This window comes from Daejeonella lutea (assembly GCF_900168015.1).
Classification (GTDB): Bacteria; Bacteroidota; Bacteroidia; order Sphingobacteriales; family Sphingobacteriaceae; genus Daejeonella; species Daejeonella lutea.
Genome location: NZ_FUYR01000001.1, coordinates 1,063,047 through 1,079,961, shown reverse-complemented (window position 1 = coordinate 1,079,961; position 16,915 = coordinate 1,063,047). Strand labels below are relative to the sequence as shown.

The 16,915-nt window shown below is 42.8% G+C and carries 12 protein-coding genes and 1 other RNA gene; 4 read left to right on the top strand and 9 right to left on the bottom strand.

Annotated elements, in window-relative coordinates; translation table 11 throughout:
- Positions 1-81 precede the first annotated feature (81 nt).
- Positions 82-2,130: an OPT family oligopeptide transporter gene (locus B5X60_RS04785; protein ID WP_079701480.1), complete on the bottom strand. Its 2,049-nt coding sequence runs from the start codon at positions 2,128-2,130 to the stop codon at positions 82-84.
- Between the two features lie 71 nt (positions 2,131-2,201).
- Here B5X60_RS04785 and B5X60_RS04780 point away from each other — a divergent pair, with 71 nt between their 5' ends.
- On the top strand, positions 2,202-2,687 hold the full coding sequence (locus tag B5X60_RS04780) for a D-glycero-alpha-D-manno-heptose-1,7-bisphosphate 7-phosphatase (protein ID WP_079701479.1): 486 nt from the start codon (positions 2,202-2,204) through the stop codon (positions 2,685-2,687).
- A 109-nt stretch (positions 2,688-2,796) separates the two neighbouring features.
- Here B5X60_RS04780 and B5X60_RS04775 read toward each other — a convergent pair whose 3' ends face one another.
- The 3 genes from B5X60_RS04775 to ffs all read right to left on the bottom strand — a co-directional run bounded on the left by B5X60_RS04775 (position 2,797) and on the right by ffs (position 4,777).
- Positions 2,797-3,774 carry a YpdA family putative bacillithiol disulfide reductase gene (locus tag B5X60_RS04775; RefSeq protein WP_139377358.1) on the bottom strand — a complete coding sequence of 326 codons (978 nt, stop codon included), beginning with the start codon at positions 3,772-3,774 and terminating at the stop codon, positions 2,797-2,799.
- Between the two features lie 133 nt (positions 3,775-3,907).
- Positions 3,908-4,567, bottom strand: a complete 660-nt coding sequence (fsa, locus tag B5X60_RS04770; RefSeq protein WP_079701477.1) for a fructose-6-phosphate aldolase — start codon at positions 4,565-4,567, stop codon at positions 3,908-3,910.
- Positions 4,568-4,677: 110 nt separating this feature from the next.
- An RNA gene (ffs, locus tag B5X60_RS04765) (signal recognition particle sRNA small type) lies at positions 4,678-4,777 on the bottom strand.
- A gap of 216 nt (positions 4,778-4,993) precedes the next feature.
- Between ffs and gltB the strand changes: the two genes are divergently transcribed.
- Both gltB and B5X60_RS04755 read left to right on the top strand, forming a co-directional pair.
- A complete protein-coding gene (gene gltB, locus B5X60_RS04760) occupies positions 4,994-9,520 on the top strand; it encodes a glutamate synthase large subunit (protein WP_079701476.1) in 4,527 nt (1,508 codons plus the stop codon).
- The gene (locus B5X60_RS04755) at positions 9,520-10,995 is read left to right on the top strand and encodes a glutamate synthase subunit beta (protein ID WP_079701475.1); all 1,476 of its coding nucleotides are present in this window, start codon (positions 9,520-9,522) and stop codon (positions 10,993-10,995) included. Before gltB ends, B5X60_RS04755 begins: the two co-directional genes overlap by 1 nt.
- Positions 10,996-11,163: 168 nt before the next feature.
- Here B5X60_RS04755 and B5X60_RS04750 read toward each other — a convergent pair whose 3' ends face one another.
- Genes B5X60_RS04750 through B5X60_RS04735 form a run of 4 tightly spaced genes read right to left on the bottom strand, consistent with a single transcriptional unit; the run spans position 11,164 to position 14,401 of the window.
- On the bottom strand, positions 11,164-11,964 hold the full coding sequence (locus tag B5X60_RS04750) for a GNAT family N-acetyltransferase (protein ID WP_079701474.1): 801 nt from the start codon (positions 11,962-11,964) through the stop codon (positions 11,164-11,166).
- Between the two features lie 3 nt (positions 11,965-11,967).
- Positions 11,968-12,630: a YdeI/OmpD-associated family protein gene (locus B5X60_RS04745; RefSeq protein ID WP_079701473.1), complete on the bottom strand. Its 663-nt coding sequence runs from the start codon at positions 12,628-12,630 to the stop codon at positions 11,968-11,970.
- 11 nt (positions 12,631-12,641) lie between these two features.
- Positions 12,642-13,169: an RNA methyltransferase gene (locus tag B5X60_RS04740; protein WP_079701472.1), complete on the bottom strand. Its 528-nt coding sequence runs from the start codon at positions 13,167-13,169 to the stop codon at positions 12,642-12,644.
- A 2-nt stretch (positions 13,170-13,171) separates the two neighbouring features.
- Positions 13,172-14,401 (bottom strand): MDR family MFS transporter, encoded by a 1,230-nt coding sequence (locus B5X60_RS04735; RefSeq protein ID WP_170878382.1) that lies wholly within the window; start codon positions 14,399-14,401, stop codon positions 13,172-13,174.
- Between the two features lie 129 nt (positions 14,402-14,530).
- Between B5X60_RS04735 and B5X60_RS04730 the strand changes: the two genes are divergently transcribed.
- Positions 14,531-15,112: a hypothetical protein gene (locus tag B5X60_RS04730; protein WP_079701471.1), complete on the top strand. Its 582-nt coding sequence runs from the start codon at positions 14,531-14,533 to the stop codon at positions 15,110-15,112.
- An 80-nt stretch (positions 15,113-15,192) separates the two neighbouring features.
- Here the strand turns inward: B5X60_RS04730 and B5X60_RS04725 are convergent, their stop codons facing one another.
- Positions 15,193-16,911 (bottom strand): M56 family metallopeptidase, encoded by a 1,719-nt coding sequence (locus B5X60_RS04725; RefSeq protein ID WP_079701470.1) that lies wholly within the window; start codon positions 16,909-16,911, stop codon positions 15,193-15,195.
- Positions 16,912-16,915: the final 4 nt, after the last annotated feature.

Here is a 16,915-nt window from a genome sequence, read left to right as displayed (position 1 = left end):
TAGAAATACTATTAATAATGAACCAATAGTCAGGAACCAAGAAGCAAGTCCTCGGGTCAAAACTATTGGTTATTTCGCCATTCATTTCTTACTTACCGCAATTCTATACAAGGCGATGCCCATAACTACAAAGAATAGAAATCCAAGGATCTGGAAACCACCCTCTCCTAAAGCACCTACCAAGTGTTCTTCCATATTTAGTGAACCTACAGGCCCAGCCGTACTTTCGAAGGCCATCAGGAATGCATAAAGAACACCCATTAAGGCGCCGCCAGCTACAAGTCCTGTTGCGAAAAGATTTCCGCGGCCCAGGTCTTCGTCTTCTTGCTTTTCGTGTTTGTTTTTAGATCTGCGATCAACCAATCCTTTTATTGCACCTCCAGCAAAAATCGGTAGCGTAGTAGATAGAGGCAGATATGCGCCGACTGCGAAAGACAGCGACTTCACACCACATAGCTCCATGGTAATTGACAGGAATACTCCTACAAGTACAAATTGCCAGTCGAGGTTAAACGAAAGTAGCCCTTTTATAAGGGTAGCCATTAGGGTACCCTGTGGGGCAGGGTACATTTCCGTTCCAATTGCATGGTGGATGCCTTGTGATACCATCTCGGCATTCGGCCGATCCAGAATGGACAAGGTGAGTCCGATAACAACAGCAGAAACTATAGCGCCGACAAATAAAGCCAGCTGCTGATAGCGTGGTGTTGCACCAACGATATAACCCGTTTTGAGGTCCTGTGAGGTAGCTCCGGCATTAGCTGCAGCAATACATATCATACTGCCCACTACTAGCGCCATAGGTTCGTATAATTGACCAGTCCATCCGATACTTATAAAAATAAGGCAGGTGCCCATTAGGGTTGCTATGGTCATACCTGATACCGGGTTGGAAGAAGTTCCGATTAAGCCAACAATCCTGCTTGACACCGTTACAAAGAAGAACCCGAAAACGATGACAAGAATCCCTATCAATAACTTGTTTAAAATAGAATCGCCCGGAATTTGCGGCAGGACTGCCATTAATACTACAAGAGCGATACTTCCGAATATCACCGTTTTAAACGACAGGTCATCGTCAGTCCGTTTAACCGCCTTTTTCTCATCCCCGCTTTTATTTATCGATGCCAGGCTGGATTTAAATGAAGATATGATCGTGGGGATGGTTTTGAGCAGTGTAATAAAACCTCCTGCAGCAACGGCACCCGCACCAATTTGCCGCACATAGGCCAAGTACACAGCTGTTGCGGTATTAGCAAACGTCTTTGTTGCCGGATCCCAACCCGCCGAACTGCCATGGCTTAAAATATCTTTTAAATAGCCAAGTTTTACGAGCTGGGTAGCAATACTTTCGGCAGGAACGAGGCTGGCAAGTAGAGGAATAAGTCCCAGCCAGGCGAGCACACCACCTGCTACCAGTACTCCTGCAATCTTTGGACCGATTATATATCCAACACCCATGTATTCAGGTGTTATCTCACCGTTTACTGTTGCAGATGGAAAATATTTGTTGGCCTGAGTGGTGGCCCAGGTAGGTGCCTCAGCAATCACATGAAACACTTTCTGCAATATTGCATAAGCGAAGGCAAAGCCAAGTCCATAATACGCTGTTTTAGCAAAATCACCTCCCTTTTCACCGGCTATTAATACGGAAGCACAGGCGGTGCCTTCTGGATAAGGCAGATTATTGTGCTCTTCGACAATAAGAGAACGGCGCAGTGGAATCATCATTAATGTGCCTAAGATCCCACCAAGGGATGCCAGAAGAAATATTGGCCAATAGGAAAAAAATGACTCACTGCTACTGCCCGCCGATAGGAAAAGAAATCCTGGAAGTGTAAATACAACGCCAGCGGCTATAGATTCCCCGGCGGAGCCAGTTGTTTGAATGATATTATTCTCAAGAATTGTAGTCTTAAAAAATTTCCGGCCTATAGAAATAGCAAGTACTGCTATTGGTATAGAAGCAGATACTGTAAGCCCGGCCTTTAAAGCCAAATAAACGGTTGCTGCACCGAAAATTACGCCGAATACTGCTCCAAGAAGAACGGATTTTACTGTAAACTCCGCTACTTTGCTATTTGCCGCGATGTAGGGCTGAAATTCCTTTTGAGTTTTAGTCTCTGACATAATGGTTAGATTTGTGAATAGTATTTTAAAGATAATGTTTTTACGTTATCAGAAGTAGCAACATACCTTATATGAACAAAGCAGTTTTTTTAGACAGAGATGGAGTTTTAAATAAAGAGTTAGGGGACTACGTATGTAAATTTGAGGATTTCTCAGTTTTAACACATAATTATGAACCGCTCAGGGAACTGCAGGCCCGGGGCTTTCTCCTGATCGTGATCACTAACCAGGGAGGCCTGGCGAAAGGTTGGTATACTCCGGAAACGCTGCAGCAGATGCATGATCATTTAATAAAAACATATGCCGATCAGGGTATTACTATCACTGAGGCATACTTTTGCAATCATCATCCGCAATACAATGGCAATTGCCTTTGTCGTAAACCTGGTTCATTAATGCTTGAAAAGGCAATTGCGCGATACCAGGTAGATGCTTCCAAATCATATTTCATCGGCGATCGTGAACGGGATGTTATCGCTGGAGAAGCAGCAGGGGTGACTGGAATTTTAATAGATAGTGATCAGCCGATTGGAGAGGTGCTACACTTGATACAATAAGAGGCGTGGAGAATATAAAGTGGTTTTTTAAAACAGTAAACAGTAATCAGTAATTAAAATTTACGCTTCGGTCGCCACATGTCGTAAGCACATGATTTCTGACCACCGATTACCGATTACTTTCTCCCTTCACAATATGCCCAACAATCCTCTCCCCATGATCTCTCGAATTCTCGATAAACCATTTGTGCGTGTTCATTCCTCCACAAACTACGCCTGCCAGGTAAAGACCTTTCAGGTTGGTTTCCATAGTTTCGGGATTGTGTTCCGGTAAGCGTAAATAGTCTTTGGAAAGATTTACTCCGATTTTTTCGAGGAACGAAAAATCCGGCTGATAGCCGGTCATAGCAAGAACAAAATCATTAGGGATTGTAATAGTTCCTTCGGGACTTTCAATATCGACCTCATGTTGACGAATGCCGCTAAGGTTGGAGTTGAAATATGCTTTAATACTGCCTTCCTGAATCCGGTTAACAATATCCGGACGAACCCAGTATTTTACCCTTTCTCCGATCTGGCCGTTTCTGATAACCATCGTCACATCGGCGCCTTTTCGGTAAGTTTCGAGCGCGGCATCCACAGATGAATTATTTGCCCCAACGATCAGAACCTTCTGTTTGGCATAAAAGTGCGGATCCTTATAATAGTGATTCACCTTTGGCAGATCTTCACCCGGTATATTCATCAGGTTAGGAAGATCGTAAAAACCAGTGGAAATGATAATATTATCTGAGGTGTAGGAAGTTTTAGCGGTGCGGACTTCGTAGTGACCTTTCAGTTTTTGTATACTCTCTACTAACTCGAATAAGTGAAGATTCAGGTCAAATTTGTCAGTTACCCTGCGATAATATTCCAAAGCTTCGGCCCGCGTTGGTTTAATATTATTGGATACAAATGGAACGCCCCCAATCTCCAGCTTCTCTGAAGTTGAGAAAAATGTCATGTTTGCAGGATAATTGTACAGAGAATTGACCAGACATCCTTTTTCTATGATGATATAAGACAGCCCGGCCTTCTGTGCTTCAATTGCGCAGGAGATGCCGATTGGCCCGCCACCGATTATTAATATGTCGAAGTGAGCTTTCACCGTCAAAGAAATGGATTAAGAATTACGAATTAAAAAATTGCATGACGCCCTGTTATAGGCTCAGTTTTCCGACAAGACTTATAACTTAGGACTTAAAACTCAAACGTAAAACGTTTAACGCACAACGTATTCCTTACTTCCCTGCCGCCTTTGCGTGATCCGCTAAGAACTGAGCGAGGCCACTGTCAGTCAAAGGGTGTTTCATTAATGCTGACATTGCTGATAATGGACCAGTAATAACATCAGCACCAATTTTCGCACAGTTAATTATATGCATTGGGTGACGAACTGATGCAGCCAGAATCTGAGTATCGAAGCTGTAATTATCATAGATCAAACGAATATCTTCAATAAGCGTCAGGCCATCGGTTGATACATCATCTAAACGTCCAATAAATGGGGAAACGTACGTCGCACCAACTTTCGCTGCCAGTAGTGCCTGACCCGAAGAAAATACCAGCGTACAATTAGTTTTAATTCCCTTTGAACTGAAATATTTTATAGCCTTGATCCCTTCAGCAATCATTGGCACTTTCACAACAATCTTAGAATCCAGCGCGGCTAATATCTCGCCTTCTTTCACCATGTTTTCGAAGTCTGTGGCAATCACTTCAGCACTAACATCGCCGTCAACAAGATCACAAATAGCTTTATAATGTTTTATAACGTTCTCATGACCAGTAATACCTTCTTTAGCCATAAGACTTGGATTGGTAGTTACACCATCGAGTATACCTAAAGATTGTGCTTCTTTAATTTGAGCAAGGTTTGCTGTGTCAATAAAAAATTTCATTATTGTTCGATTTAGGGAGTTTTGTTACTATTCTGTTTATGGCAATTATATGGTCCTTAAATGGGATTTATGGCTTTGGGGAAGTCATATAACATAATTGAGAAAGAAAAAATGGGCAAGCACCTTTTATCGCACCGCTACAACCTTCTACCCTTGCTGCGTTCCCACCCTGGGGGAGTTCAAAGGGAGCTGGTCGTAAAAGACTTGCCCGCGACAAAAGTAGGAAAAAATTAGAATTCTATGCCCTGAGGTATCAAATGAAGTGTGAAATGCTATTTTGATAATGAAAAAGGTAAATAATTGCTAATTTGGTAATTTCTAATGTGAATAATGATAGTTTTTGATTGAATGGCAAAAATTATTGAAAATTAAGTAATCACGTCCATTTTGCTTAATTTAGACGGATTTATTAATTCTAGATTTTTGATGACAAATACTGACAGCCAGCAGCAAGGATTATATAGTGCGGATTACGAGCATGACGCTTGTGGAGTTGGTTTTATTGCGAATATTAAGGGCCGGAAGTCGCACCAGATCGTAAGTGATGCCCTTACTATTTTGGAAAACATGGAGCATCGCGGAGCCTGCGGTTGTGATCCGGATTCGGGTGATGGAGCGGGTATATTAATGCAGCTTCCACATGAGTTTTTTCAAAAGGAAGCATTGAAGCTAAATATTAGCCTCGGCGACCCCGGGACTTATGGAGTGGGCATGCTGTTTCTTCCAAAGAAAGCAACTATTAAAGAAGCCTGTAGGGCAACAATCACAAAGTGCGCTGAGAAACTAGGACTAAGTATACTGGGGTACAGAATAGTTCCTATAAATAAAGGTATCGTTGGAGAGGCGTCTTTCTCAGCTGAGCCAGATATTGAGCAAATTTTTATTGAGAGGACTGCTTCTCTTCATACAGCGGAAGATTTTGAGCGTAAACTGTACGTTCTGAAGAATTTAATTACTAAAACAGTCCGAGATACAGTGAGAGGTGCGGAGCAGCAGTTCTATGTATGTTCGCTTTCTCAGCATGTGATTATATATAAAGGTGAATTTACCAGCAGCCAGGTTCGGATCTATTTCCAGGACCTGACGAATAATGAAGTGACTTCGGCCTTTGGTATGATCCATTCCAGATTTTCGACAAATACGTTTCCATCATGGCGTTTAGCACAGCCGTTCAGATTTATCGCCCATAATGGCGAGATTAATACCCTTAAAGGCAACTTGAACTGGTTTTATTCCGGAATCCGGTCGTTTGCATCTCCATTTTTCAGCAAAGATGAAATGGACATGCTTCTTCCGGTCATTGACAATAATCAATCTGATTCAGCCTGTCTTGATAACGTAGTAGAATTATTGTTCCATTGCGGTAGGTCACTTCCACACGTGATGATGATGCTGATCCCCGAAGCATGGGATGGCAACGAGCAGATGGACCCTATTACCAAAGCATTTTATGAATATCATGCAACGCTAATAGAACCCTGGGACGGGCCAGCTGCGATAGCATTTACGGATGGTCATACTATCGGTGCCACCCTTGATCGTAATGGTCTGCGGCCTCAGCGATTTGTGATAACGAATGATGATCAGATCATCGTTGCTTCCGAAGCGGGGGTTTTACCCGTTGACGAAGCGAAAGTTGTCAAGAAGGGCCGCCTTCAACCTGGAAAGATGCTGGTTGTTGATACTTTAAAGGGAGCCATCATTGAAGATGATGAGATCAAAAAGCAGGTAACAGGCCGCCAGCCGTATGCGCAATGGCTTGAGAATTACAAGATCAGACTGGAAGACCTTGCGGAGCCAAGAGTGGCTTTTACACAAATGTCTAATGAGTCGACCTTTAAATATCAGCAGGTATTTGGTTATTCCAGAGAGGATATAGATACGCTGATCAAGCCAATGGCTTTGCTTGGAAAAGAGGCAATCGGTTCGATGGGCACTGATACACCGCTGGCCGTTTTTTCAGATCGGCCACAGCACTTGTCAAATTACTTTAAACAGCTTTTTGCCCAGGTAACTAACCCGCCGATAGATCCTATCCGTGAGCGCCTTGTAATGAGTCTTGCGGGCTTTATGGGTAACAACGGAAATATTCTTGATGAGGATAAAATGCATTGCCATTGTGTTGCTTTACCTCATCCGGTATTAAGCAATACAGAGCTTGAAAAGATCAGAAGTATTGATACAGGGTCATTCCAGGCTAAAACTTTACAAACATATTTTAAAGCGGATGGTCAGCCAGGGTCTCTGCAACGGGGACTGGACAGGCTATGCCGCTATGCAGAAGATGCTGTTCATGATGGATTTGAGGTTCTTATCCTGTCAGACAGGGCATTGGATTCTGAGCATGCACCAATTCCTTCCTTACTTGCAGTTTCTGCCGTTCACCATCATTTGATTAAGAAGGGTTTACGTGGCGCGGTAGGTATAATGCTCGAAGCGGGTGACGTTTGGGAAGTTCATCATTTTGCATGTCTTATTGCATTTGGAGCCACAGCTGTCAACCCTTATCTGGCACTTGCAACCATCAGGAAATTGAAAACTGATGAGAAGCTCGATACGACTCTCGACCTGAAATCACTTTATAAGAATTATACTAAATCTGTTAATGATGGTTTGCTGAAGATATTCTCAAAAATGGGCATCTCTACGCTACAGTCTTATCACGGTGCTCAGATCTTTGAAATAGTCGGTCTAAACAAGGATGTTGTAGATAATTACTTTACGGGAACGGTATCCCGAATTGGCGGTCTGGGGCTTGATGATATTGCCCAGGAAGCCTTGCACAAACACTTTACCGGTTTTAGAAGGACAGGAATAGAAGCGAGGATACTAACTGCAGGCGGCGTATATCAATGGAAGCGAAGAGGTGAGGCGCATTTGTTTAACCCGGAAACGGTGCATTTGCTGCAGCATTCAACGCGCACAAACAACTTTGATGTTTACAAAAAATATGCATCCCACATTAATAAGCAAACCGATAGCCTGTATACAATACGGGGGCTTTTAGATTTCGCACATCATCGCCAGCCTGTACCATTGGACGAGGTTGAACCGATTGAAGCAATTTTGAAGAGATTTGCCACGGGGGCTATGTCTTTTGGCTCAATTTCTCACGAAGCACACAGTACCCTTGCGATAGCGATGAATCAAATTGGTGCTAAGAGCAACACAGGAGAAGGTGGCGAAGACGAATTAAGATATGAGCGTATGCCTGACGGCGGATCAATGCGTTCGGCTATCAAGCAGATTGCCTCTGCCAGATTTGGGGTAACCGCTAATTACCTGGCGAATGCCGACGAGCTCCAGATAAAAATGGCCCAGGGAGCAAAGCCAGGAGAAGGCGGACAACTGCCAGGCGATAAGGTTGATGAGTGGATTGCAAAAGTTCGCCATGCCACACCGGGAGTTGGTTTGATATCGCCTCCGCCGCACCATGATATTTATTCTATTGAGGATCTTGCACAATTAATATTTGACCTGAAAAATGCAAACCGTGCGGCGCGGATAAGTGTGAAACTTGTTTCCAAAGCCGGGGTAGGTACAATCGCTGCGGGTGTAGCCAAGGCTCATGCAGATGTGATCCTAATATCTGGTTATGATGGCGGTACTGGTGCTTCTCCGCTTACATCCATTGTTCACGCTGGTTTACCATGGGAGCTTGGGCTTGCTGAAGCACAACAAACCCTTGTTAAAAATAAGCTGAGGAGCAGGGTTGTTCTCCAAACTGACGGGCAGCTGAAAACCGGAAAGGACATTGCTATTGCCACTTTACTTGGAGCAGAAGAATGGGGTGTAGCAACAGCGGCTCTTGTTGCCGGTGGCTGTATCATGATGCGTAAGTGTCACCTTAATACGTGCCCGGTTGGTGTTGCGACTCAGGACCCGGAATTGAGGAAATTGTTTAGTGGTAAGCCCGAGCATATTGTCAACCTCTTTAAGTTCATCGCTGAAGAATTGCGTGAGATCATGGCAGAGCTGGGCTTCAGAACAATCAATGACATGGTTGGTAAAGTTCAATTCCTTAAAATGCGTGATGACGTGGATCATTGGAAGATCAAGAATATTGACCTTTCTGGCATATTGCACTTTATGGACAATCCATCGGGAATGACACTTTACAATAGTGAAAAGCAAGATCATGCGCTGGATAATGTGATCGACTGGCAGTTGGTTGAGGCAGCTAAAGATGCAATTGAAAGTAAAACACCGGTATTTTCCGCATTCGATATCAAAAATACTGATCGGACAACTGGTACAATTCTTTCAAATGAAATTACTAAAAAGTATTTCTCTGCCGGATTACCGCACAATACGATCAACTACAAATTCACCGGTTCGGCTGGGCAAAGTTTCGGAGCCTTCTGTACAAAGGGCATATCGTTTGAACTCGAGGGCGAAGCAAATGATTATGTAGGAAAGGGACTTTCCGGAGCGCAACTGGTAATATATCCATCATCAAAAAATACTACGACACCTCAGGAAAATATTATCATTGGAAATGTGGCTTTGTATGGAGCAACTTCAGGGGAGCTATTTGTGAGAGGACAGGCAGGCGAGCGGTTTGCTGTTCGTAATTCTGGTGGTACAGCTGTAGTTGAAGGAGTTGGAGATCACGGTTGTGAATACATGACCGGGGGAAGAGCGCTAATTCTTGGAAAGACCGGACGGAACTTTGCAGCTGGAATGAGCGGCGGTATAGCATGGGTGTATGACCCTGACAATTCATTTGTCGCAAATTGTAATTGTGAAATGGTGGATCTAGACCCGCTTTCGTCTGAGGATGAGGAAGAGATCAGAACCTTGCTAAACAAACATGCGCAGCTCACTCAAAGCCAGGTAGCAAAATATATATTAGACGACTGGGAGCAACAGTCTGTATTTTTCATAAAAGTATTCCCTAAAGAATACAAAAAAGTATTGAACCTTCAAAAAGTTCAGCAATCAGCAGGATAATGGGAAAACCAACAGGATTTAAGGAGTATGGCAGGGAGCTTCCTTCAAAAATAGCCCCTGCAGAGCGTGTAAAAAATTATAATGAGTTTGTTCATGAATATCCCGCAGAAAAACTAAACGAGCAATCTGCGAGATGCATGAACTGCGGCATTCCATTTTGTCATTCAGGATGTCCCCTTGGAAACGTTATTCCGGAGTTCAATGATGCTGTTTATCAGGGTAAATGGGAGGAGGCGTACCTCATCCTGAATTCAACGAATAATTTTCCTGAATTTACAGGAAGAATTTGTCCGGCGCCGTGTGAAGCTGCATGCGTTCTGGGGATTAACAAGCCTCCGGTTGCCATTGAGGAAATTGAAAAACATATAATTGAGATCGCGTATTCCAAAGGATACGTAAAGCCAAATACGCCCGTATTGCGATCTGGGAAAAATGTTGCAGTTGTCGGTTCCGGACCCGCCGGGCTGGCTGCAGCGGCTCAGTTAAATAAAGCTGGTCATACGGTTACAGTTTATGAGCGCGACGACCGTCCCGGTGGATTGCTTCGATACGGAATACCAGATTTTAAACTGGAGAAAAATGTAATTGACCGTCGATTGCAGATTATGGAGGAAGAAGGGGTAAAATTTGTTTGTAATACTGAAGTTGGCGCAAATGGAGGCATGAAGGATTTTATTGATCAGCATGATGCTATTATTATGGCTGCAGGGTCAACAATTCCCCGTAATCTTAATATTCCTGGCCGGGAACTGAAGGGCGTTCATTTCGCCATGGATTTCCTGAAGCAACAAAATAAAACAGTCAGCAATATTTCTTTTCCTGACGAAAAGATTCTAGCCACTGAAAAAGATGTGATAGTTATTGGAGGAGGCGATACCGGATCCGACTGTGTAGGTACTTCCAATCGCCAGCATGCCAATACAGTGAAACAGTTTGAATTAATGGGCCAACCCCCTGCAGATCGCAACGCAAATATGCCATGGCCAACATACCCAATGGTACTGAAAACAACTAGCTCTCATGAGGAAGGCTGTGAAAGGTTCTGGGGAATTAACACCAAAGAATTTTTAGGCAATGAAAATGGAGAGCTTCGGGGGATTTTGGTATCGGATGTTAGTTGGGAGCTTGACCCATTAGGGCGGCCGGTAAAATTTGTTGAAATAGAGGGATCGGAACGCGAGCTTCCTTGCCAGCTAGCTTTACTCGCTATGGGCTTTTTACATCCGCAGCATCATGGGCTTGTTGAAAACGCAGGCTTAGAGCTTGATGCAAGGGGCAATGTCAATGCAATTGAAGGCCAGTATGCGACCAATATCCCCAAAATATTTGCCGCAGGCGACATGCGTCGTGGCCAATCATTGGTGGTTTGGGCTATTTCGGAAGGACGGGAAGCTGCCCGTCGAGCGGATGAATTCCTGATGGGAAAATCAAGTCTGCCGAGTAAAGACAGAGTTAGGGAATATATAATCGGTTAGGAATTATACGTTATACGTTTTACGTCTGAACGGTTTACAAAATGGAGCTTCCTGAAAGGGAAGCTCTTATTTATTTACAACCGTGTATATCCGTTCTGCAAAGTATCACGTAAGTTTTTGGACACTCGAACTTATCCGATCAGTAACTTATAACGTATAACGTACAACTCAACCGAGCCCACCACTGATCCGATGAAAGATGCCCTTCGCATCCCAGTCACGCTTCTTACCAAGAATCATTCGTTTAGATGCTCCGGTAACCTGATACCCGTTACTTTTTAGAAAGTTGATACATGCTGTATTTTCGGCGGGAAAACGTGCGGTGGGCTTATTCCGCATTCTTATCTTCATCAATTCCGTTCCAGCGATCGGGTCGACAGCAAGGACGAAACCGTCAAGCAGGAACGGAAAGTATGCTCCCTGCAATTTTCCTTCGGACACGAATAGGAGTGAAGATCGGAGATGGGGTTCTAAAACATCAATGCGGTCTTCGGCGGAAATTGTCCTGTCCATTGCCAAAAGCTCTTCTTTGAGCTCTTTCCGAAATGGTATAACAGATGAAGGATCAATGAGATACTGGTCAGTATTTCTTCCTTCCAGATGTATATATTCCGTTTCAACTTCGAAGCCAAGCTTTTTATAGACCGGATAACCCATATCAGTAGCATCCAGGTAAATAGTACTAAAACGTTTCCTGTCGAGATTTTCTATCAGCGCTGAAGCCATTTCTCTGCCCAGTCCCCTATTACGATATTCCGGATGAACAATAATGTGTGCCAGCCAGGCTGAATCCTGGTGCTGTATATTTGTTCCGACGGCAATCACCTTTGCATTATCGCAAATCTTTAAAGGCTTACAAAAATGCGATGCGGAATAATAGTAAAAATATGGCCTTATATCCGTCCATGTTTCAGGCTGAAGCGCTTTCAACAGATCAATATCGACGTTTTCTAAATCTTTTATTTCCATGAATTATTTGGATGTAGGATTCTTTTTACCCGATGCAAGCATGTCTGCCGCTTTCACAACCCTGTCTCTCCTTGTTTTATCCTGCTTGGCAGTGAGAATCCATGTAACGTACTCTTTTTTGTTTGTCCAGGATAAGGTTTCGAAGAAATGCAAGGCCTGCGGTTTATTTTCTAATTCAAGTTTGAGGTCGGGCGGGAGCGTGACAATTCGGTTCTCAACATCGATGTATTCCCTCATTTCACTTCCCGATATCTCCGTTTTTCCCAGACCTGACTTCTTAACAAGGTCACCAGGTTTGAATCTAAGAGCTGTCCATGTTTCGTCGATCGATGCGGAAGAAACTGGGCGCAAGCTGTATTTTTCAGGTTCTTCCCATGAATTCATCATGTCAAGGTTAGTTTTGATCCGGGATGATTTTTTCGGATAGATAACCCAAAACACTGTCGTTGGCATAAGCAGTTTATGTACCACATTCAACCCATTAACCAAGTCATCCACAGTTTTGACGAACAAGTGAACATGATCGTAGCTCCCTATCAAGGAACTGGATATATTGCTATTTTCGGGTAGGGGCTCAAGGAGTAATTGATAGGACTGAGGTGCATTCCATAAAAGAATGCTTTGTCCGGGTTTAATCTGAAGTTTCTTGGCTAAGTAGTTCTCCATATGGATGTCAATCAGTTCATCTTAGAATAGAAGTCCCAAAGAATTATACCCGCAGACACGACAATATTAAATGAGTGTTTAGTTCCAAATTGAGGGATCTCAATACAACTATCCGCCATTTCCATAGCTTCATCGCTCACTCCCTGAACTTCATTGCCGAAAATGAGGGCGTATTTTTGCGAGCTATCGGGTTTAAAACCTGTGAGCATCTGGCTATTTTCTGCCTGTTCAATGGCAATTATTGTATAACCAGAGTCTTTCAACTGTACGACTGCCGAAGTTACGGTTTCATAATATTTCCAATCAACTGATTGGGTAGCCCCCAGGGCTGTTTTTTCAATCTCCCGATGGGGAGGCTGGGCAGTGATACCGCAAAGACATATTTGCTCCACTGCAAATCCGTCGGAAGTTCTAAATATTGAGCCGATATTGTGCATACTCCGGACATTGTCAAGAACTACGACCACAGGTAACTTATTCTGTATCTTAAATTCTTCAACACCAACACGGCCAAGTTCTTCCAGCTTTAACTTCTTCATCGTCAAAAATAGCGTGATTTCTTCCACTTTCTCAACGGTTCAAGATAATTTATGATGATGAACCCCAATGATGAGAGGATACAGATTAATGTTAAAAACCACCAAAACAACGTGAAACCTCCTTGTTGGATTAAAAATGCTCCGTAAACAGGACCAATTATCTGTGCTATTGACCAGGCAATTGTATAAAGTGCTGAGTACTCACCACGATTGTTTTCGTTAGATCGGCTGATCCAAAAGGCATTCATAAATGGCATGGAAAGCATTTCGCCAAATGTTATTAATACCACCGAAATTACAGCTGCCCAGGCAGAAGGAGGGAGGATATTAAGAGCAACGTAACTCAATGCAGCCACAAAAATCCCGACGGAGATAAAATACAAGGGATTTCGCCGGCCCTCGAGATTATGAACTAAAACCATTTCAGTGGTTACAATGATTATCCCGTTAAGGGCCATAAGCCCGCCAATGAACTGTTCGGTAAAGTGCCATTCTGATTTAAAGAATACAGGTTGCAGAATAAAAAACTGAAAAAATGATGATGCAAATGGTATGGTAAGGAAAATGAACGCGAGATATAACTTATCGCGGTAAGCAGAGCGCAGAGGAGGACTGTCAGCTGTGTCTTTTAACAATTTTTCTTTTTTAACAGCAGGCAGAAGTTTGAGCAGAAGTAATCCTGCCAGAATATTCGTGCAACCATCTACATAGAACAATAAATGATAATCTATCGAAGCTATAAATCCTCCTAAAGCACCTCCAAATGACCAGCCCAGATTAATCGCCAAACGATGGAGGGAATATGCCCTGGTTCGAACCTTTTCCGAGCTGTAGTGCGCTATCGCAGAAGAATTTGCCGGCCTGAATGCTTCATTGCAGACACTTAAAAGGAAGGTGCCAACAGCGAGAGTTAAAAATGTTTCCAGAAAGGCCAAGGAAATGAACAATACGCCGCCACTTAATAGAGCGCCCAATTGTATATAATAGAAGCCGAACTTGTCGCTTATTTTGCCGCCAAAAAATGCGCCGACAATTGAACCTAAGCCAAACAAGGACATGATCATTCCTGCCTGAACAATGGAGAAATTTAATTTTTGGGTACAATAGATAGTCATGAAGGGAACAACCATTGTTCCGCTCCGGTTTATGAACATTACTATTGACAGATACCAGTTTTCTTTACTTAATCCGGAATATGCAGCTTTGTATAGTTGTATAGGACTTGCAATCACAGCTCAAATATAATTTATTCTATGATGTTGATATAAACCCCTTTTGCCAGGTGTGTACGGAATCACTGTTTGTGGGTATTGTCAGGAAATAATCCCTGCATTAATTTTGGTCTTATCAAACACTCTATTATGTTAAAACAAAAAATCAAATCAATTATCTTCCTTCTCGTTGTGAGTGCAGCCATCTCTTGTTCAAAAGATGAAGAGAGCGGCCCGGATTCTGACACGGGTGGTACCGGGACGAAGACGCCTTTTATCGAGTATAAAATCGGTACTAATGCTGCGGTGAGGGTTGACTGTAGTGAAATAAGTTTTGAAGCCCGTCCAAATGAGACAGTTAGCGGCGTCATAGCTACCTCTGCATCAACCAAGGCCTCATTTTCATTCGCTTTTCCCGCACGAACTTCAGAAATCAACAAATTGTCAGCTGGATTTTATCCGATCAAGGCATTCAATGGAACTATTCATAGCGAATCGTTTCATATCAGCCTGCGTGTTCCGAAAACCCCGGGAGGAACAGATTATTACTCATCGTTGGAAGCAACAGGCACAGCTTTTAAAAATGAGGTAAAAAGCATTGAAAAAACGTCAGCCAATGGGAAACAAACCAGCTTTGTAAATGGTGTATTCACACTGGAGGGAAAAAATGCTGCTGGAGATATACAAACAGTAAGTGGAAGTTACAGGTTCAAGCTAATTACGATTGATTAGAACTTGCGAACCCGTTTAAATCCGATAAACAAGAACAGCCCCTGATTTTCTCAGGGGCTGTTCTTGTTTATTTCGTTAAATTAGTTTGTTGGCTTTACAGATTTTTCATCAACCTTTTCAGCTTCAAGCTTCATTTCCTGAGCCGTTTTCTTTATTTCCTCAATTTGTTTTTTCCATTCCGGAGATTCAACACGCTTTTTCATTTCCTCGGCATTGAGTTTCATTTCCTCAATTTTCTTTCGCCATTCAGGTGAATCAAATTGTTTCTTCATTTCCAAAGAATGAGTTTTCATTTCCTCAATCTTCTTTTTCCATTCAGGACTATCAAATTCTTTTTGCATCGCGAGCGCATGTGATTTCATCTGCTCGGCATTGATTTTCATGTCAGCTATCTGCTTTTTCCATTCGGGGCTTTCAAAATGTTTCTTCATCTCGTCCGCATGAATCTTCATGTCAGCCATTTGCTTCTTCCATTCAGGGCTGTCAAAATGTTTTTTCATTTCTTCGCTGTTGACTTTCATATCCTGAATTTGTTTTTTCCATTCCGGGCTATCAAAATGTTTTTTCATTTCGGCAGCATGAGATTGAATTTGTTCCATTTGCTTTTTCCATTCTGCACTCTTAAAATATTCGTTTACCCGATTTGTGTCGGTGTCGGCAGATAATGGTGGTAATGCCTTGAGGGAATTCTTTAATTTGGGAAGTTTGGCCAAGACTTTTGGTTTCGGCTGCTCAGAGCGAACATCATAAGCAAATGAAACGGGTGTTACTTTTTTGAAGTTTGACTTAGCGTCGGCTTGCGGAATGGTTGTCTCAGCAGGTATAATGCACGCAAGTGAGACAAAGGCTGCTCCTATGCTTAGCAATGCAAGCAGTCCTGATTTTGGGTTATTAGCTTGTGTATTCATGTTTTTTAATCGTTTTATACGGTGGAAAAGGTTGAATTTTTTGTCGCCGGAGGCAGCAATTCCCAGAGAAGAGTTTGTTAGGTTACTCTCGGCGATGTGAAGTAAGGCCCGCGCATACTGCTTTGAATCTTTAGTATGTTTCATTACCTGGTCATCGCAGGCATATTCACGTTCTTGTCTTATTAATTGGGATATAAGCCATATAAATGGATTAAAGAATAAAATAGTTTCCATGATTTTGTGGAAAATATTGAGAATATAGTCGTTACGCCTAATGTGCGCCAGTTCATGAAGTAATATTGCCTCAACCTGATCAGTGGTCAGACGATTTAACATAGCTATTGGGAAGATGATCACGGGCCGGATAAAACCAGCGGTGAATGGGCTAAATATCCGCTCGGCCAGTTGAAGTTTTACAGGCTTTATGATGTTTAAGCGTTTACAAAGTGTTTCGAGCCGATCTTCCCAGACTTTGTCTGTCCAAACACTACGTTTATTAAATACCTGCAGTTTATAAAGCCCGGCCAAAATTATACTTGCCTGAATAAGTATTCCGGTAAAATATAAGCCGGCAATCCATTTTTCGTAGTTTATATTTTGAAAGAATGAGGGCTCAGGACTCTGCTGTGTTGAATAATGCGTTATTGTGGATAGGGCAGAGTTGAAGACGGCGTTTGAAGCAAGTTCGGCATTATAGGTACCGACAAGAGAAGTGATAAAACCTGCCAGGATTAGTACCGTCGCGTAGTACAAAAATCTAAACTTGTTTTCGGCGCTCATTCCCGGCGCTGATTTTAACAATATCCTAACAAAGACATACACGACAAATCCTTGCCCAACGGAATTTAATATAGAGGTGCTAAGGGCTGAAAAAAAGGCGTTTTGTTCCATCTTT

Excerpts from the sequence above, each read along its gene's own strand:
- fsa (WP_079701477.1), bottom strand. The coding sequence starts at position 4,567 with ATGAAATTTTTTATTGACACAGCAAACCTTGCTCAAATTAAAGAAGCA.
- B5X60_RS04745 (WP_079701473.1), bottom strand. The coding sequence starts at position 12,630 with ATGGAGAACTACTTAGCCAAGAAACTTCAGATTAAACCCGGACAAAGC.
- gltB (WP_079701476.1), top strand. The coding sequence starts at position 4,994 with ATGACAAATACTGACAGCCAGCAGCAAGGATTATATAGTGCGGATTAC.
- B5X60_RS04755 (WP_079701475.1), top strand. The coding sequence starts at position 9,520 with ATGGGAAAACCAACAGGATTTAAGGAGTATGGCAGGGAGCTTCCTTCA.
- B5X60_RS04750 (WP_079701474.1), bottom strand. The coding sequence starts at position 11,964 with ATGGAAATAAAAGATTTAGAAAACGTCGATATTGATCTGTTGAAAGCG.
- B5X60_RS04780 (WP_079701479.1), top strand. The coding sequence starts at position 2,202 with ATGAACAAAGCAGTTTTTTTAGACAGAGATGGAGTTTTAAATAAAGAG.
- B5X60_RS04740 (WP_079701472.1), bottom strand. The coding sequence starts at position 13,169 with ATGAAGAAGTTAAAGCTGGAAGAACTTGGCCGTGTTGGTGTTGAAGAA.
- B5X60_RS04725 (WP_079701470.1), bottom strand. The coding sequence starts at position 16,911 with ATGGAACAAAACGCCTTTTTTTCAGCCCTTAGCACCTCTATATTAAAT.
- B5X60_RS04785 (WP_079701480.1), bottom strand. The coding sequence starts at position 2,130 with ATGTCAGAGACTAAAACTCAAAAGGAATTTCAGCCCTACATCGCGGCA.
- B5X60_RS04730 (WP_079701471.1), top strand. The coding sequence starts at position 14,531 with ATGTTAAAACAAAAAATCAAATCAATTATCTTCCTTCTCGTTGTGAGT.